The organism is Stenotrophomonas sp. TWI809, assembly GCF_039673205.1.
Taxonomy (GTDB): Bacteria; Pseudomonadota; Gammaproteobacteria; order Xanthomonadales; family Xanthomonadaceae; genus Stenotrophomonas.
On sequence record NZ_JBDJLE010000014.1, the window covers coordinates 77,794 to 93,710 of the forward strand.

At 67.9% G+C, this 15,917-nt stretch carries 18 protein-coding genes; 14 read left to right on the plus strand and 4 right to left on the minus strand.

Annotated features, from left to right (window positions below; genetic code table 11):
• Nucleotides 1–52: 52 nt before the first annotated feature.
• From ABE472_RS12090 to ABE472_RS12100, 3 genes are all read left to right on the plus strand, one after another.
• On the plus strand, nucleotides 53–250 hold the full coding sequence (locus ABE472_RS12090) for a hemin uptake protein HemP (protein WP_019182448.1): 198 nt from the start codon (nucleotides 53–55) through the stop codon (nucleotides 248–250).
• Nucleotides 251–359: 109 nt separating this feature from the next.
• Nucleotides 360–950 carry a Hemin transport protein gene (locus ABE472_RS12095; RefSeq protein ID WP_346466278.1) on the plus strand — a complete coding sequence of 197 codons (591 nt, stop codon included), beginning with the start codon at nucleotides 360–362 and terminating at the stop codon, nucleotides 948–950.
• Entirely contained in the window at nucleotides 950–1,891 is a 942-nt protein-coding gene (locus ABE472_RS12100; RefSeq protein ID WP_346466279.1) for a DUF6607 family protein, read from the plus strand. Before ABE472_RS12095 ends, ABE472_RS12100 begins: the two co-directional genes overlap by 1 nt.
• Before the next feature lie 290 nt (nucleotides 1,892–2,181).
• Here the strand turns inward: ABE472_RS12100 and ABE472_RS12105 are convergent, their stop codons facing one another.
• A complete protein-coding gene (locus tag ABE472_RS12105) occupies nucleotides 2,182–4,668 on the minus strand; it encodes an FtsX-like permease family protein (RefSeq protein WP_346466280.1) in 2,487 nt (828 codons plus the stop codon).
• Nucleotides 4,665–5,267 carry an ATP-binding cassette domain-containing protein gene (locus tag ABE472_RS12110; RefSeq protein ID WP_313210153.1) on the minus strand — a complete coding sequence of 201 codons (603 nt, stop codon included), beginning with the start codon at nucleotides 5,265–5,267 and terminating at the stop codon, nucleotides 4,665–4,667. The genes ABE472_RS12105 and ABE472_RS12110 overlap by 4 nt, the downstream gene beginning before the upstream one ends.
• A gap of 120 nt (nucleotides 5,268–5,387) precedes the next feature.
• Between ABE472_RS12110 and ABE472_RS12115 the strand changes: the two genes are divergently transcribed.
• From ABE472_RS12115 to ABE472_RS12125, 3 genes are all read left to right on the plus strand, one after another.
• A complete protein-coding gene (locus tag ABE472_RS12115) occupies nucleotides 5,388–6,038 on the plus strand; it encodes an arylesterase (RefSeq protein WP_346466281.1) in 651 nt (216 codons plus the stop codon).
• Between the two features lie 77 nt (nucleotides 6,039–6,115).
• A complete protein-coding gene (locus ABE472_RS12120) occupies nucleotides 6,116–6,829 on the plus strand; it encodes a response regulator transcription factor (RefSeq protein WP_019182442.1) in 714 nt (237 codons plus the stop codon).
• A 168-nt stretch (nucleotides 6,830–6,997) separates the two neighbouring features.
• Complete coding sequence (locus ABE472_RS12125; RefSeq protein WP_313210148.1) at nucleotides 6,998–8,269, plus strand: HAMP domain-containing sensor histidine kinase; 1,272 nt, start codon at nucleotides 6,998–7,000, stop codon at nucleotides 8,267–8,269.
• Between the two features lie 31 nt (nucleotides 8,270–8,300).
• On the opposite strand, the gene ABE472_RS12130 is transcribed toward ABE472_RS12125, so the two are convergent.
• Nucleotides 8,301–9,008: an SGNH/GDSL hydrolase family protein gene (locus tag ABE472_RS12130; protein ID WP_313210146.1), complete on the minus strand. Its 708-nt coding sequence runs from the start codon at nucleotides 9,006–9,008 to the stop codon at nucleotides 8,301–8,303.
• A 234-nt stretch (nucleotides 9,009–9,242) separates the two neighbouring features.
• Between ABE472_RS12130 and ABE472_RS12135 the strand changes: the two genes are divergently transcribed.
• The 8 genes from ABE472_RS12135 to ABE472_RS12170 all read left to right on the plus strand — a co-directional run bounded on the left by ABE472_RS12135 (nucleotide 9,243) and on the right by ABE472_RS12170 (nucleotide 14,808).
• Entirely contained in the window at nucleotides 9,243–9,623 is a 381-nt protein-coding gene (locus ABE472_RS12135; RefSeq protein ID WP_070471748.1) for a diacylglycerol kinase, read from the plus strand.
• Nucleotides 9,624–9,677: 54 nt separating this feature from the next.
• A complete protein-coding gene (locus ABE472_RS12140) occupies nucleotides 9,678–10,427 on the plus strand; it encodes a TerC family protein (RefSeq protein ID WP_088433998.1) in 750 nt (249 codons plus the stop codon).
• Nucleotides 10,428–10,513: 86 nt separating this feature from the next.
• Nucleotides 10,514–11,164, plus strand: a complete 651-nt coding sequence (locus ABE472_RS12145; RefSeq protein WP_313210142.1) for a LemA family protein — start codon at nucleotides 10,514–10,516, stop codon at nucleotides 11,162–11,164.
• Between the two features lie 4 nt (nucleotides 11,165–11,168).
• Nucleotides 11,169–12,050 carry a TPM domain-containing protein gene (locus ABE472_RS12150; RefSeq protein ID WP_346466282.1) on the plus strand — a complete coding sequence of 294 codons (882 nt, stop codon included), beginning with the start codon at nucleotides 11,169–11,171 and terminating at the stop codon, nucleotides 12,048–12,050.
• Entirely contained in the window at nucleotides 12,050–12,538 is a 489-nt protein-coding gene (locus ABE472_RS12155) for a TPM domain-containing protein (protein WP_313210138.1), read from the plus strand. Before ABE472_RS12150 ends, ABE472_RS12155 begins: the two co-directional genes overlap by 1 nt.
• 85 nt (nucleotides 12,539–12,623) lie before the next feature.
• Nucleotides 12,624–13,514, plus strand: a complete 891-nt coding sequence (gene lgt, locus ABE472_RS12160) for a prolipoprotein diacylglyceryl transferase (protein ID WP_313210136.1) — start codon at nucleotides 12,624–12,626, stop codon at nucleotides 13,512–13,514.
• Nucleotides 13,511–14,305: a thymidylate synthase gene (locus tag ABE472_RS12165; RefSeq protein WP_313219958.1), complete on the plus strand. Its 795-nt coding sequence runs from the start codon at nucleotides 13,511–13,513 to the stop codon at nucleotides 14,303–14,305. The genes lgt and ABE472_RS12165 overlap by 4 nt, the downstream gene beginning before the upstream one ends.
• 11 nt (nucleotides 14,306–14,316) lie before the next feature.
• Nucleotides 14,317–14,808, plus strand: a complete 492-nt coding sequence (locus ABE472_RS12170; protein WP_313210132.1) for a dihydrofolate reductase — start codon at nucleotides 14,317–14,319, stop codon at nucleotides 14,806–14,808.
• 43 nt (nucleotides 14,809–14,851) lie between these two features.
• Here ABE472_RS12170 and ABE472_RS12175 read toward each other — a convergent pair whose 3' ends face one another.
• Nucleotides 14,852–15,913, minus strand: coding sequence for a symmetrical bis(5'-nucleosyl)-tetraphosphatase (locus ABE472_RS12175; RefSeq protein WP_346466283.1), 1,062 nt, complete (start codon nucleotides 15,911–15,913; stop codon nucleotides 14,852–14,854).
• Between the last annotated feature and the right edge of the window lie 4 nt (nucleotides 15,914–15,917).

Here is a 15,917-nt window from a genome sequence, read left to right on the forward strand (position 1 = left end):
GTCAACTGAGAATCATTATCATTTGACTCGCCCCTCGCAACGAGTCCAGACGATGAACACTCAAGCTGCTGTACTGCTGCGCCCCGAAACGCTGACCCTCCGCGACCGTCCGGTCCGGGTGGTCCCGCCGGAAGAAGTGATCGACAGCGAAGCCCTGCTCAAGGGGCGCCGCGAAATCCTGATCCAGCACGGCGATCGTTTCTATCGCCTGCGTCATACCAGCAACGACAAGCTGATCCTGACCAAGTAACGGCCGTTCCTCCCCCAGCTCTCTCCCCCTCGACACTCCGCCGTCGACTCCGGTCCACGGCGTGGGTCGAGGGTCTCCCCTCGCAACCGTCGATTGCAGGTAGACCGCCATGAGCCGTGCCCTTTCCGTCGGCCGCCCACCGGGCCGCCATCCCATCGCTGGCCTGCCATCGGCCGCGCAACTGGCCTCGCTGGGTACCGTGCTGTGCCTGTACCGCCCGGACAGCAGTGAACTCGGTGGCTGGAAACACGCGGTCTCCGCGCATGCCTGCCAGGGCATGGACAGCGAAGGCATCCGCGAAAGCCTGTGCTTCGTCGACGCCCGCGGCCGCTGCTGCTGGCGCCTGTATCTGCTGCCCGACAGCGATTTCCTCGCGTGGGATAGCCTCGTGTCCGCGTTTCCCGCACGGCCCGAACCGGTCAACGACGCCGGTGTCGCCGAGCGCCTGTGGCGACGCCTCGCCGTGCGCCTGGGCAACGACGCGTGGCGCATGTGCGCGCTGCGCCTGCAGGTCGGCGAAGGCCGCGAACTCGCCGCCAGCCTGGCCTCCTTGTCCGCGCTGGGCGCCAGCACCGCGCGCCGGATCGGTACCGTGGAAGGCGCCGAAGGCGAGCTCTGGGTCGACGACGGCTGCTGCGCCAGCGCGGCCCGCCGCAGCGGACCATGGGCGGCCGGCGGCATGCCGGTGATCCAGCTGTAATGACGCCCGCGCTCGCCCTGGCAGGGCTGCTGCTCGCGCTCACCGCCAGCGCGCATGCCACACCGCCCGACCCCGCACGCGACCGCGCCAGCATCCTGGCCATGCAGGGCGAATACATCGTCGACTTCGCCTTCGACGAAACCGTGCTGCTCCAACCCGGCTACGAACGCGCGCCGGCCGTGCGCACCGGCGGCAACGAAGTGGTGATCGTGGTCGAAGACACCCCAACGCGGGTGGTGCTGCAGCACCTGCTGGTCGAACCGAAGAGCGGCCACGTCACCAAGCACTGGCGCCAGGACTGGGTCTACCAGGCACCGACCCGGTTCGAGTTCACTGCCGACCAGACCTGGCAGGTGCGCCCCATTCCCACGGCGCTCACCACCGGTGCCTGGACCCAATGCGTCTACGAAGTCAGCGACGCACCGCGCTACTGCGGCACCGGCGCCTGGCGCTACGACAACGGTATCGCCGCGTGGACCAGCGACCTCAGCTGGCGCCCCCTGCCGCGCCGCGAATACACCCGCCGCAGCGACTACAACGCCCTGGCCGTGATCAACCGGCACACGCGCACGCCCAACGGGTGGACCCACGAGCAGTTCAACACCAAGATCCAGCGGCGCGCCGACGGAACGCAGACACCGATTGCACGTGAGTTCGGCTTCAACGATTACAACAAGACCACCGAGGTGGACTTCACCCCCGCCTACGCCTACTGGACCGCCACCGCGGGTTACTGGGCGAAGGTGCGCCAGCGTTGGAACAGCTTCCTCGGCAACGCACCGGGCGTGCACCTGAAAACCAAACCCGACGGCATGGCCATGATCATCCCGCTGTTCACCCAGGCCCAGGACATCCAGGACGGCAAGACCGTGGCGGACACCGAGATCGATGCCGTCTTCCAGCAGTGGGTGGAAAAAGCACCGCCAGAAAGCGCGCGCTGATACAGCCGCAACCGGCGGCGCTCGCGTCCATCGCCGAACGTCGAAGCAGCACATTGCCTCATCGACGGTAGTGCCAACTGCAGATGCGCTGCTCTCCCATCCGCCCAAGGCCATCCCTCGAGAAGGATGGCGGGTAGCCCTGCCCAGGACCGTCAGGGCGCCAAGGATGGCGCCCACGAGCCCCCAGGGACGGGTTTACGGCGCGTCCTGGGCAGGGCTGCCCGCCAGCCTTCAGGCCATGAACACCAAGACGCCGTCGCTTTTGCTTTCAGTGCAACGGCGCCCCAAACTCACGCCTCCCGAAGCGCCAACGCCGGTGGCGTATGCAGAATCCGCCGCGTGCCCCACCAACCGGCCAGCATGCTCAACAGCACACCCAGCGCACCGCCCACCAACAACGGCCCCCACGGCGGACTCAACGTCAACTCGAATACCTGCCGCGCCACCACCGTACCCAACAGCGCCGCCGCACCCACCGCCAGCAACGCCGACAACACGCCCAGCGCCCCGAACTCCACCAGCACCGTACCGCGCAGCTGACGGCGCGTCGCCCCCAGCGTACGCAGCACCGCACTGTCATAGCGTCGCTCACCGGCCGTCGCCTGCAACGCCGCCAGCAACACCAGCAGCCCCGCCAGCAGACTGAAGCCCATCACCAGCTGCACCGCCTGGCTCACCCGATCCACCACTTCGCGCACCCGCTCCAGGATGCCGTCGATATCCAACAACGAGATGTTCGGATACTCCCGCGTCAACCCGGCCAGCGCCGGCGCCTGCGCGCGCGGCAGATGGAACGCGGTGATCAGGTTGTACGGCGCATCGGCGACCGCACCCTCATTGAGCAGCAGGAAGAAGTTGACCCGGAACGAATCCCAGTCCGCCTTGCGGATGCTGGTGATCGTAAAACGGCGCTCCTGCTCGCCCATCTGCAGCGTCACGGTGTCACCGAGTTGCATCCCGTAGCGCTCGGCCCAGCCCTGCTCGATCGAGGCTTCGGCCGCCGTGCTGTCCGCCTTCCAGAACGTGCCGCTGAGCAGCGTATTGGCCGGCGGGAAATCATGCCGCCACGAGAAATTGACCGGCCGATTGGCGTCGTCGTCCTCGTTGCTGTTGTCCTCGCGCGCCTGACGCTGCGGCGGCCGATCGTTGACCGCCAGCAGGCGGCCGGTGCTGAACGGCTCGATGCCCGGCGATGCCACCCCCAGCCCACCCAGCGTGGCCAGCACCGCATCGCGCTGCTCGGGCTGGATGTTCATCAGGAAGTAGTTTGGTGTGTCGCTCGGCAGGCGATCGCGCCACTGCGCCAACAGCCCGGGGCCGATCACCGACAGCAGCAACAGCGCACACAGCGACAGCGACAGGCCGACCAGCTGCATCACCGCCAGCCCGCGCCGGCGCGTCAACGAGGCCAGGCCCAGCTTCCAGCGCCCGCGCAGCCGCGGCTGCAGGCCGCGCAGCATCGTCAGCAGCAGCGCGCCAAGCGCACCGGCCAGTGCCGCCAATGCCGCCAGCCCACCCAGCACCCACGCGGCCAGCTTTACATCGCCGGTGGCCTGCATGGTCAGCGCGACGGTCGCCGCCAGCGCAGCGGCATAGACCAGCATCGAACTTGGCGGCAAGGCCGCGAAGCTGCGGTTGAGCACCCGCATCGGTGGCACGCTGCGCAGGCGCAGCAGCGGCGGCAGGCCAAAGCCGAGCAGCAGCACAAGGCCGATACCGGCCCCACTCAATGCGGGTGTTGCCTGCGGCAGCGGCAGGCGGTTCGGAATCAATCCCCCCAGCGCCTGCACCAGCCCGGCCTGCGCGGCCATGCCCAGCCCGATGCCGACCAGACAGGCCGGCACCGCCAGCATCACCAGTTGCAGTGCCATCGCAGTGAGGATGTCGCGCTGGCGCGCGCCCAGGCAGCGCAGGATCGCGACCTGATCGATGCGTCGCAGCGCGAAGCGGTTGGCGGCCAGCGCGGTGGCGACACCGGCCAGCAGCACCGCCAGCAACGCGGCCAGCGAGAGGAAACGCCCGGCCAGATCGAACGCGCCGCGCACGCCGCGCTGGGTATCGTCGATGCCCACGATGCGATAGCCCTTGGCCTGCGGCGTGAGCCACTCGCGGAAGGCGGCGATCTGCGCCGGCTCACCGGCGAACATCATCCGGTATGAGGCGCGGCTGCCGGGTCCCAGCAGTCCGGCGCGGTCGACGTCGACGCGATTGACCAGCAGCGGCGGCGACAGCTGCATCAGCTCACCGGAGGTGTCCGGCTCGGCCTGCAGCACGCGCGTCACGGTCAATGTGCCTGCGCCGAACTCCAATGCATCGCCTACTTGAAGGCCAAGCGCCTGCATCAGGCGTGGGTCGGCATACGCTTCGCCTGGTGGCGGTGTTCCTGCGGTTTCGCTGGCGCTGTCATGCAGGGCGCGGCTGACCTGCAGTTCGCCACGCAGCGGATAGCCATCGGCGACCGCCTTGATGTTGGCCATCTGGCTGTCATCGCCATGGAACAGCACGCTGGGGAAGCTGACCATGCGCGTGTTGGCCAGGCCGCGCTCGCGCGCAGCATCGGCGAAGCTCTGGGGGATGTCCTCACGGCCGCTCAGGCCCAGATCACCGCCCAGCATCTCCGCCGCGCTGCCGGTCAGCGCCAGCGTCACCCGGTTGACCAGGGTGCCGACGGCGGTCATCACCGCCACGCCCAACACCAGTGCGGCGAACACGGTCAGCAGATCGCCGGCCAGGAACTCGCGGCGCAGCGCGCGCGCCGCGTGGCGCACGACGTTCATGCGCCCGCGCCGGCAACGGTGTCGGCCAGGCGTCCACCGTCGAGTTGGTAGATGCGCTCGCAGCGCTGGGCCAGGCGCAGGTCGTGAGTGACCAGCACCAGGGTGGTATCGCTGGTGGCGTTGAGCGCGAACAGCAGGTCGCTGATCTGCTGCCCGGTGGCCTGGTCCAGGCTGCCGGTCGGCTCATCGGCGAACAGGATGCGCGGCCGCGCCACGAACGCACGCGCCAGTGCCACGCGCTGCTGCTCGCCTCCGGAAAGCTGGCGTGGGTAATGACGCGCACGATGGCCCAGTCCGACCTGTTCCAAGACCTCGCGCACCCGCGCGGGATCTTCGCGGCCGGCCAGTTCCAGCGGCAGCGCGATGTTCTCTTCGGCGGTCAGTGCCGGCAGCAGGTGGAAGCTCTGGAACACGAAGCCGACCTCGCGTGCGCGCAGCTGCGCGCGGGCTTCCTCATCGAGCGTGTTGAGCGCGGCGCCGGCCAGCGCGATGGTGCCGTGGCTGGGCAGGTCCAGGCCGGCGAGCAGGCCGAGCAGGGTGGTCTTGCCCGAACCTGAAGCGCCGACGATCGCCACGCTCTCGCCTTCATGGACGGTCATGTCAATGTTGTCCAGTATGTGGACTTCACCCTCCGGGCCACGTGCGGACTTGCCCACGTTGTGGGCGGCGATGGCGACGGGCGCGCTGCGGGGGGACAGGCTGTCGATGAGGATTCTCCAATGAACCAAGCAAGTGGAATGGGCCGCGTGGCCACGATGGGCTGGCTGCTGGCAGGGTTGCTGCTGATGCCGATGCTGGCCTGTGCCAAAGCTCCGGACACCCGTGCGGCGGTGCTGGTGGTCGGCGACAGCCTCAGTGCCGCCCACAATATCCCGGCCGCGTCGGGCTGGGTAAACCTGCTTCAGCAGCGGGTCAAACAACAGATCAAGGCGCCGCCGGCGATCATCAACGCCAGCATCAGCGGCGAGACGACCGCCGGCGCGCTGACCCGCCTGCCAGGGCTGCTGGAGAAGCATCGGCCGTCCGTGGTGGTGATCGAACTGGGCGGCAACGATGCGCTGCGCGGACTGACCCCGGCGCAACTGCAGGGCAACCTGGAAAAGATGATCGTGGCCAGCCAGAAGGCGGGCGCCAAGGTGCTGCTGCTGGGTATCGATGTGCCGCCCAACTACGGCCCAGCCTACCGCCAGCGCCTGCGCCAGACCTACGCGGCGCTGGCCAAGCAGTACGACGTGCCGCTGCTGCCGTTCCTGCTCGAAGGGGTGGCCTTGAAGCCGAACCTGATGCAGGCCGACGGGCTGCACCCCACCGCAGCTGCGCAGCCGCAGGTGCTGGACAACGTCTGGCCGCTGCTCAAACCCCTGCTTTGATCGGTGTGTGAGGAACTTCACACCGCGTCCACTGGCGATGCGGCATGTTTCACAAAGCTGAAGAAAGAGGGAATCCCATGCGTCAGACAAAGGAGACCTCCGGCCTGGTGCTGGTGGTCGAAGACAACCGTAATATTTCCGAGATGATCGGCGAGTACCTGGAAGGGCGCGGCTTCGAAGTCGACTACGCCCAGGATGGGCTGGACGGTTATCGTCTGGCGGCCGAGAACAGCTACGACGTGGTCGTGCTGGACCTGATGCTGCCGCGTCTGGACGGCATCGAAGTCTGTCGCCGCCTGCGCAACGACGCGCGCAAGTCCACGCCGGTGCTGATGCTGACCGCGCGCGACACGCTGGACGACAAGCTCACCGGCCTGGGGTTCGGCGCCGATGACTACCTGACCAAGCCGTTCGCGATCCAGGAACTGGAAGCCCGTCTGCGCGCGCTGATCCGTCGCGAGCGTCGCCAGGTCGGCTCGGAAGTGCTCAAGGTCGCCGACCTCGTGCTCGATCCGGTCAGTATGCGCGCGACGCGTGCCGGCACCGAACTGCAGCTCTCGCCGATCGGCCTGCGCCTGCTGACGATCCTCATGCGCGAATCGCCGCGTGTGGTGACCCGCCAGGAAATCGAACGCGAGATCTGGGGCAATGGTCTGCCCGACTCGGACACCCTGCGCAGCCATCTGTACAACCTGCGCAAGATCATCGACAAGCCGTTCGACCGCCCGCTGCTGCACACCGTGCAGAGCGCCGGCTACCGTATTGCCGATATCGCCCAGCCGATGAGCTGATGGGCGGTCGATCGCCGCTCGGCCGCCTGCGGGCGGCATGAGCGATCCGATCCTCCGGTACCCTCTGGAGCATGACGGCCCGGCATCTGCCGGGCCGTTGTCATGGTTTGCACGATGGACTCACGGCAAGCTTTCCTATAATCGCCGCGAACCGCCCTGGACCCCGTAATGCCGCACGGTCTGCCGCGCAAGATCCGCATCGTCTTCATCCTCCAAGCCGTGCTCGCCAGCCTGGGCATCCTGCTGGGTGCCTGGCTGGTGTCGTTGGTGATCAAGCACAGCCTGGTCAGCAGCGCGCTGCAGGAAGAGGCCGGCTACTACTGGCAACTGCACGAGGCCTCGCCGGTGCAGCCGCCGCCCAATACCCAGAACATCCGCGGTTACCTGCTCGAGACCGGGCAGTCGCCGCTGAGCCTGCCGGCCAACCTGCGCACGCTCACCCCCGGCTTCCATGAGCTCAAGGACGACGACCAGCTGGTGCTGGTCGATGCGCGTCCGGAAGGCCGCCTGTATCTGGTGTTCCTGCGTTCGCGCGCGGAGATGCTGGCGTTCTGGTTCGGCGTCGTGCCGGTGCTGCTGACCCTGCTGGCCGTCTACGGCGCCTCGTGGATCACCTATCGCGCCTCCAAACGCCTGGTATCCCCGGTGAACTGGCTGGCCCGGCGCGTCTCGCGATGGGACCCCGGGCATCCGGAAGCGGCCGATCTGGCCCCGGCCAAGCTGCCGGCCGACATGCAGGGCGAGACCCGCCAGCTGGCCGCGGCCCTGCACTCGCTGGCCACCAAGGTCACCGCGCACGTCGCGCGCGAGCGCAACTTCACCCGCGATGCCAGCCATGAGCTGCGCACCCCGCTGACCGTGATCCGGGTGGCCAGCGACATGGCGCTGGGCGACCAGGACATGACCCCGCGCCTGCGCCGCGGCCTGCAGCGCATCCAGCGCGCCGGGCGTGACATGGAAGCGGTGATCGATGCCTTCCTGATCCTCGCCCGCGAGGCCGATGTCGAGCCGCAGGTCGAGCTGTTCGACGTCAACGAGATCGTCCGCTACGAGGTCGACAACGCCCGCGAGCTGATTGCCGGGCGGCCCGTGGAGATCCACCTGCACAGCCATGGCCCGGTGATGCTGCACGCGCCGCCGCGGGTGCTGCAGGTGGTGGTCAGCAACCTGCTGCGCAATGCCTGCAGCTATACCGACGAAGGCCGGATCGACGTCGATGTCGAAGACGATCGCGTGGTCGTGCGCGATACCGGCATCGGCATGTCCGCCGAAGCACTCGGGCGTGCGTTCGAGCCGTTCTATCGTGCCGAGCCCAGCCGTCCACAGGGCACCGGGCTGGGGCTGTCGATCGTGCGCCGGCTGTGCGACCGCTTCGGCTGGAAGATCGCCCTGACCAGCGAGCCCGGGCAGGGTACCCAGGCCACGATCCACTACCGCTGAGTCGGGGAGGTGCTGCGCCTCCCCGCGTGGCTCAGTGGCACTGCACCTTGGGCGCCAGCGCCTTGCGCCAGATCGCATAGCCGTCCGGCGTCATGTGCAGCATGTCCTCGCGGAACAGCGCGGCGCGCGGCTGGCCGTCGGCACCGAGCATCGGCGTGTAGACATCGGTGTAGCCGGTGTTGGGCAGCGAGGCCAGCGCCGTCTGGATCAAGCCGTTGGCTTCCACCACCGCGGGCAGCAGGTTCGCGCGCGAGGGGCTGGGCTTGATCGAGATGATTTCCACCGTGGTCTTGGGCAGGTCGCGGTGCACGCGCTTGACGAAGGCCACCACGTCGTCGCGGACCTGGGCCGGGCTGCGGCCGCTGTTGAGGTCGTTGTCGCCGGCATAGAAGAACACCTTGCACGGCGCATACGGGATCACGATGCGGTCGGCGTACCAGGTGCTGTCACGCACTTCCGAGCCGCCGAAGCCACGGTTGAACACCGGCTGGCCCGGAAAATCGGTGGCCAGGCTCTCCCACATGCGGATCGAGGAGCTGCCGATGAACTCGATGCCCCCGCGCGGGGGCGGGTTGGTCGCGTCCTGGGCCGCGAACTGCGCCATGTCGCCGGCCCAGGCCACGTTGGAGACCTGGGTGGGCACCTGCGGCGCAGCGGGGGCCGGGGTACGGGCCAACGCGGGCAGGGCGGCGCCCAGGGCAAGGGCGAGCAGAAGGGGGCGGGCACGGCGATGCAGCATGGGCAACTCCTGGGGTGGGGCACCCGCTCGGGTGCCCGGACGGGCAGGCGTCCATCATAAAAGCTGCCGCCACGCCGCGCTTTACCACGGACGGGCGTTGGCCGCCTTCGACAATGGCTTGGCCGGCTTATGGCAAAATGAGGGATTGCCTGCCCCATTCAGCGATGCCCATGACTGTCTGCCGTGTGCTGTTCCTGCCGTTCCGGCCTGCGTTGCCGACCGGGGCACCTGCCCATGGCGGATGAAATCGGCCACCTGCCGCGCGGCCCCAAGCGCATCTTCAAGGCCGCGGTCTGGTCCTGGCAGGGGCTGCGTGCGGCCTGGCTGCACGAGTCCTCGTTCCGGCTGGAGGTCTACCTGCTGATCGTGCTCGCCCCGTTGGCGCTCTGGCTCGGCCAGACCCCGGTGGAGCGTGCGCTGATGATCGGCTCGGTGCTGCTGGTGCTGGCCATGGAACTGGCCAACTCGGCGATCGAGGCGGTGATCGAACGCTACGGCGCGGAGTTCCACGAGCTCGCCGGACGTGCCAAGGACATGGGCTCGGCCGCGGTCTTCGTGCTGATGATGAACGTACTGGTGTGCTGGGTCCTGATCCTGCTGCCGCAGATCCTCTGACGTAACACCTCTGACGCGTTACGCGCGTCATCCCCCCTGTAAGGATGGAAGTCCATGTTCCTTGAGTTGTTGTCCGACCCCAATGTCTGGTTGACCCTGTTTACGCTGAGCGCGCTGGAAATCGTGCTGGGCATCGACAACCTGGTCTTCATCTCGATCGCAGTGAGCAAGCTGCCCGAGGCGCGCCGTCCGTTCGCGCGCAAGCTCGGCATCGCGGTGGCCTGCATCACCCGCATCCTGCTGCTGGTCTCGCTGGCCTATCTGGCCCACATGGAAGCCAACCTGTTCACCATCGCCGGCATGGGCATCTCCATCCGCGACCTGGTGCTGATCCTCGGTGGCCTGTTCCTGATCATCAAGGGCACCATGGAGATCCGCGAGCTGATCACCGGCGGCGAAGACGAAGACCCGACCACCACCAAGGCCTCGGCCGTGTTCGGCATGGTGATCGCGCAGATCGCCGTGATCGACATCGTGTTCTCGCTGGACTCGGTGATCACCGCCGTGGGCATCGCCGACCACATCCCGGTGATGGTCGCCGCGATCCTGCTGTCGGTCGCCGTGATGCTGCTGGCCGCCAACCCGCTGGGCCGCTTCATCGATGCCAACCCGACCGTGAAGATGCTGGCCCTGGCCTTCATCCTGCTGATCGGCGTGGTGCTCATCCTGGATGGCCTGAGCGTGCACGTGCCCAAGCCCTACATCTACGCCGCGATGGGCTTCTCGGTGCTGGTGGAATGGCTGAACCTGCTGATGCGCCGTCGCGCCGTGGCACACAACGTGCCGGGTGCCGGCAACTGGTAAATACCGACCGTTGGTCGGTACCCACATCCGCTTTACCCAAGACGTGGCATGCTCCGGATCCCGTTCATCGAGATCCGGAGCCGGCCATGCGATCGTTCTCCCGTTTGTTGTGCCTGGCCGTGCTGGCCTCCCTGTTGTCCGGCTGTGGCTACAACGCCATCCAGCAGAAGGATGAGCAGGTCAAGGCCGGTTGGGCCGAGGTGCTCAACCAGTACAAGCGCCGCGCCGATCTGATCCCCAACCTGGTGCAGACCGTGGAAGGCTATGCCAACCAGGAACGCCAGGTGCTGACCGATGTCACCAACGCCCGTGCGCGCGTGGGGCAGGTCAACGTCAATGCCGACGACGCTGACTCCCTGAAGCAGTTCCAGCAGGCCCAGGGCGAACTGAGCGGTGCGCTGTCACGCCTGCTGGTGGTCACCGAGAACTACCCGAACCTGAAGTCCGACCAGGGCTTCCGCGATCTGCAGGCACAGCTGGAAGGCACCGAGAACCGCATCACCGTGGCGCGCGGCCGCTATATCCAGATGGTGCAGGACTACAACACCTACATCCGCCAGTTCCCGCAGGTGATCACCGCCAAGCTGTTCGGCTATGCGACCAAGCCGAACTTCACGGTGGAGAACGAGGCGCAGATCTCGCAGCCGCCGGCGGTCAAGTTCGGTTCGCAGCAACCGGCCCCGGCGCCCGCGCCGCAACCGCCCGCCCCGCAGCAGCAGCCACAGCCGGCGAACTGAGCCCGTGACCACGCGCCTGCTGCGTTGCCTGCTGCTGCTCTGCCTGGCGCTGGCGCTGGCGCTGCCGGCCTGGGCGCAGACCCAGGCGGCCATCCCGCCGATGTCCTCGCCGGTGGTGGACACCACCGGCACATTGGACGCAGCGCAGATCCAGGCCCTGCAAGCGCAGGCGTTGGCGTTGCAGCAGCGCAAGGGCAGCCAGCTGCAGATCCTGATGGTGCCGACCACCGCGCCGGAAACCATCGAGCAGTACACCCAGCGGGTGTTCGAGCAGTGGTCCATCGGCCGCAAGGGCGTGGATGACGGCGTGCTGCTGGTGGTGGCCAAGGACGATCGCCGGGTCCGCATCGAGCCGGGCTACGGCCTGGAAGGCGCGATCCCGGATGCGATCGCCAACCGGGTGATCCAGGAGTACCTGGCCCCGCGGTTCCGCAGCAACGACTACGCCGGTGGCCTCACCGACGCCAGCGCCGCGCTGGTCAAGCTGATCGACGGCGAGGAACTGCCCGCCCCGGTCAGCACGCATCGCGCCCAGGACACCCCGGCGGGTGGTAACTGGACGATGGCGCTGGGCATCGGCCTGTTTGCCGGTCTGTTCCTGCGCGGCATCCTGGGCTGGCTGCCGCGACCGCTGCGCGCGCTGGCGAGCGGTGCCGGGGCCGGGGTGGCGGCGTTCCTGTTCACCTCGCTGGTGGTCGCCAGTGGCGCCGCCGCCGTGGTGGGCCTGCTGGTCGGCCTGACGTCGGCCGGCCGCGGCGGCGTGTTCGCGCGCAGTGGCGGCTGGGGTGGGGGTGGCTGGGGCGGTGGCGGGTTCGGTGGCGGTGGAGGCGGCTGGGGCGGCGGGGGTGGACGTTCGGGAGGCGGTGGCGCCTCGGGAGGCTGGTGATGCGCTGGCTCCGGCATGTGTTCTCCCCGTCGGTGCGGCGCGCCTTCCCACCCGCACAGCTGCAGGCGATCACCGAGGCGATCACCGCCGGCGAGCGCCGCCACGGTGGCCAGGTCATGTTCGCGGTGGAAGCGGATCTGCCGCTGGCCGCGTTGTGGCAGGGCATCACCGCACAGCAACGCGCCGGGCAGGCCTTCGCCCAGCTGCGCACCTGGGATACCGAACACAACAATGGCGTGCTGATCTACCTGCTGCTGGCCGACCATGCGATCGAGCTGGTCGCCGATCGCGGCCTGCGCGGCCGGATCGGTGAGGCGCAGTGGCTGGCCATCTGCGCGCACATGCAGCAGCGGCTGCGCGAGGGTGCGCTGCAGGAGGCCGTGCTGCTGGCGATCGAAGAGGTTTCGGACCTGCTGGCCGGGCACTATCCGCCCGTTCCGGGGTCACAGGATGACGGCCTGCCGGACACGCCGCAGATCCTGGGCTGAAGCCCGGCAATCGCGCGGTCGGGGGCCGCCGCGAGGCCGCTCCCGGGCGGCGCTAGAATATCGGCATCCCTGCAAGGCGCCCTTCATGATCTATTTCCACGACATCGACCCCATCGCCATCTCGCTCGGGCCGATCAAGGTGCATTGGTACGGCATCATGTACCTGCTCGGCTTCACTGCGGCCTGGTGGCTGGGGCGCAAGCGGATCGCGGCCGGGCGCCTGCCCGGGGTCGATGCCAACGGCTTCTCCGACCTGCTGTTCTACGCGATGCTCGGCGTGGTCGTCGGTGGCCGCGTGGGCTACATGCTGTTCTACGCCACCTCCGAATTCCTGCACAACCCGCTGCTGCTGTTCAAGGTGTGGGACGGCGGCATGAGCTTCCACGGTGGCCTGCTCGGCGTGCTGTTCGCCGCGTGGTGGTGGTCGCGCAAGCATCGCCTGCACCTGTTCGACACGATCGATTTCATGGCACCGCTGGTCCCGTTGGGCCTGGGCTTCGGCCGCATCGGCAACTTCATCGGCGCCGAGCTGTGGGGCAAGTACACCGATGGCAGCTGGGGCGTCGTGTTCCCGAGCGGCCTGCCGGCACCGTTGAACGCGCTGGATCTGGCCACGCTGAAGGCCGAGTTCGCCACCGGCGCGCTCAACCCGTACGCTCGCCATCCCTCGCAGCTGTATGAAGCGCTGCTGGAAGGCCTGGTGATGTTCGTGGTGCTGTGGGCCGTGTCGGCCAAGCCGCGCCACCGCTACGTCATCGCCGGCCTGTTCGCGCTGATGTATGGCATCTTCCGCTTCGCGGTCGAGTTCGTGCGCATGCCCGACAACGGCGTCTACCTCGCCTTCGACTGGTTCACCCGGGGCCAGTTGCTGAGTTTGCCGCTGGTGGTGTTCGGCCTGGTGCTGCTGGTGCTGTCGCGCCGCGCGCCGGTGCTGCAGCCGGTGCTGCCGGTCGCCGCCCAAGGAGCCAAGGCATGAAGGCCTATCTGGAACTGCTTGAGCATGTGCTGGAGCACGGCACGGAGAAATCCGACCGCACCGGTACCGGCACGCGCAGCGTGTTCGGCTGGCAGATGCGCTTCAACCTCAATGACGGCTTCCCGCTGGTCACCACCAAGAAGCTGCACCTGCGCTCGATCATCCACGAGCTGCTGTGGTTCCTGAAGGGCGATACCAACATCGGGTACCTCAAGGACAACCAGGTGCGGATCTGGGACGAGTGGGCCGATGCCAACGGCGACCTCGGCCCGATCTACGGCAAGCAATGGCGCAGCTGGGCCACTGCCGATGGCGGCGCGATCGACCAGATGCAGTGGCTGGTGGACGAGATCAAGCGCAACCCCGATTCGCGGCGGCTGGTGGTCAGCGCCTGGAACGTGGGCGAGCTGTCGCAGATGGCCTTGATGCCGTGCCACAACCTGTTCCAGTTCTACGTGGTGGACGGCAAGCTCAGCTGCCAGCTCTACCAGCGCAGCGGCGACATCTTCCTCGGCGTGCCGTTCAACATCGCCAGCTATGCGCTGCTGACCCACATGGTGGCGCAGGCAACGGGGCTGGGTGTCGGCGATTTCGTGCACACCCTGGGTGATGCGCACCTGTACTCGAACCACTTCGAGCAGGCCCGGCAACAGCTCGCGCGTGAGCCGCGCGCGCTGCCGACACTGTGGTTGAACCCCGAGGTGACCGATCTGTTCGGTTTCCAGTTCGATGACATCCGCATCGATGGTTACGACCCGCATCCGGCGATCAAGGCCCCGGTGGCGGTGTGAGCGGCACGCGCATGAAGCTCTCGCTGATCGCCGCGCTTGACCGCGACCACGGCATCGGCCGTGACAACGACCTGCCGTGGAAGCTGCCCGATGATCTCAAGCGCTTCAAGGCGCTGACCGTCGGCAAGCCGATCCTGATGGGGCGCAGGACCGCGCAGTCGCTCGGCCGTGCCTTGCCGGGCCGGTTGAACCTGGTGCTGACCCGCAGCGGGCAGGTGCCGTTCGACGGCATGCAGGCGGTGGCCTCGATCGAGCAGGCGCTGCAGGCCGCAGCGGACACCGACGCGGAAGAACTGTGCGTGATCGGTGGCGGTGAGATCTATCGCCTGGCCATGGCCCAGGCCACCGATCTGCACCTGACCTGGGTACAGACCACGGTACCGGCCGATACCCATTTCCCGCCGGTCGATCCGGCGCTGTGGGTGGAAGTGGCGCGCGAACACCACGCGGCCGACGAGCGGCACGCGTACGCGTTCGATTTCGTGGATTACCGCCGCGCCTGAGCACGCGCTGCAGGCAGGCCGGTCGCACTGACCGGCCTGCGGCTCATTCGGCGTCGCTGGTGATGTCGTTGTTCTGCGGCTGCTGCTGTTGCCGCGGCTGCTGCTCGGCGTTCTGCGCGGGCTTCGCACCACCGCCCTGTCGGCCCTGGCCACCGCGGCCACGATCGCGCCCCTGACCCTGACCCTGACCCTGACCCTGACCCTGACGCGGTGGACGCCCGTTCGGCGGCGCCCCCTCGGCGGCCGGCCGGCGTGCCGGTGGACGCGGCGCGGAGACCGGCTTGGGCACATCGCGGCCCGGCACCTGCACCACGCGCAGTTCTTCGGTATCCAACTGCAGTGCGGTGAGCTTGCCTCCCCAGACCGCGCCGGTATCGATCGCGTGCACGCCCTGGGTGATGGTCAGGCCCAGCGCGGACCAGTGCCCGCAGACGATCTTCAGATCGCGCTCGGCGCGGCCCGGCACTTCGAACCAGGGATACAGCCCCTGTTCCTGGGTGCCCGGCGTGCCCTTGTCCTCGATCCCGATCCGGCCCCGCGGCGTGCAGTAACGCATGCGCGTGAACAGGTTGATGATCGCGCGCGAGCGGTCGTAGCCGGCCAGGCCGGGTGACCAGCTCGGCTTGTCGCCGTACATGTTGCGGAACAGCTTGCGGTAGCCGCTGCCGTGCAGCTGCTGCTCGACCTCGCGGGCGTGTTTCTCGGCCAGCTGGGTGGTCCACTTCGGGGCCAGCCCGGCGTGGATCATCATCCAGCCCAGCTCACGGTCCACGTGGGCCAGCTTCTGCAGGCGCAGCCACTCCAGCAGTTCGTCGCGGTCCTCGGCCTGCACGATCCGCAGCAGGTCCGGGTTGACCTTGCGCTGCTCTTCCTCGGTGCGGGCACCGACGGCAAGCAGGGACAGGTCATGGTTGCCCAGCACGATCACGCTGCTCTCGCGCAGCGAATGGACCAGGCGCAGGGTTTCCAGCGATTGCCCACCGCGGTTGACCAGGTCGCCGCAGAACCACAGTTTGTCGACCGCGGGGTCGAACTTGATTTTTTCCAGCAACCGCTGGGTGACGTCGTAGCAGCCCTGCAGGTCGCCGATGGCCCAGACACTCATGCGT

Bases quoted from the DNA above. Each gene is read 5' to 3' on its own strand.
- ABE472_RS12090 (WP_019182448.1), top strand. From the start codon at position 53: ATGAACACTCAAGCTGCTGTACTGCTGCGCCCCGAAACGCTGACCCTC.
- ABE472_RS12095 (WP_346466278.1), top strand. From the start codon at position 360: ATGAGCCGTGCCCTTTCCGTCGGCCGCCCACCGGGCCGCCATCCCATC.
- ABE472_RS12100 (WP_346466279.1), top strand. From the start codon at position 950: ATGACGCCCGCGCTCGCCCTGGCAGGGCTGCTGCTCGCGCTCACCGCC.
- ABE472_RS12105 (WP_346466280.1), bottom strand. From the start codon at position 4,668: ATGAACGTCGTGCGCCACGCGGCGCGCGCGCTGCGCCGCGAGTTCCTG.
- ABE472_RS12110 (WP_313210153.1), bottom strand. From the start codon at position 5,267: ATGACCGTCCATGAAGGCGAGAGCGTGGCGATCGTCGGCGCTTCAGGT.
- ABE472_RS12115 (WP_346466281.1), top strand. From the start codon at position 5,388: ATGAACCAAGCAAGTGGAATGGGCCGCGTGGCCACGATGGGCTGGCTG.
- ABE472_RS12120 (WP_019182442.1), top strand. From the start codon at position 6,116: ATGCGTCAGACAAAGGAGACCTCCGGCCTGGTGCTGGTGGTCGAAGAC.
- ABE472_RS12125 (WP_313210148.1), top strand. From the start codon at position 6,998: ATGCCGCACGGTCTGCCGCGCAAGATCCGCATCGTCTTCATCCTCCAA.
- ABE472_RS12130 (WP_313210146.1), bottom strand. From the start codon at position 9,008: ATGCTGCATCGCCGTGCCCGCCCCCTTCTGCTCGCCCTTGCCCTGGGC.
- ABE472_RS12135 (WP_070471748.1), top strand. From the start codon at position 9,243: ATGGCGGATGAAATCGGCCACCTGCCGCGCGGCCCCAAGCGCATCTTC.
- ABE472_RS12140 (WP_088433998.1), top strand. From the start codon at position 9,678: ATGTTCCTTGAGTTGTTGTCCGACCCCAATGTCTGGTTGACCCTGTTT.
- ABE472_RS12145 (WP_313210142.1), top strand. From the start codon at position 10,514: ATGCGATCGTTCTCCCGTTTGTTGTGCCTGGCCGTGCTGGCCTCCCTG.
- ABE472_RS12155 (WP_313210138.1), top strand. From the start codon at position 12,050: ATGCGCTGGCTCCGGCATGTGTTCTCCCCGTCGGTGCGGCGCGCCTTC.
- lgt (WP_313210136.1), top strand. From the start codon at position 12,624: ATGATCTATTTCCACGACATCGACCCCATCGCCATCTCGCTCGGGCCG.
- ABE472_RS12165 (WP_313219958.1), top strand. From the start codon at position 13,511: ATGAAGGCCTATCTGGAACTGCTTGAGCATGTGCTGGAGCACGGCACG.
- ABE472_RS12170 (WP_313210132.1), top strand. From the start codon at position 14,317: ATGAAGCTCTCGCTGATCGCCGCGCTTGACCGCGACCACGGCATCGGC.
- ABE472_RS12175 (WP_346466283.1), bottom strand. From the start codon at position 15,913: ATGAGTGTCTGGGCCATCGGCGACCTGCAGGGCTGCTACGACGTCACC.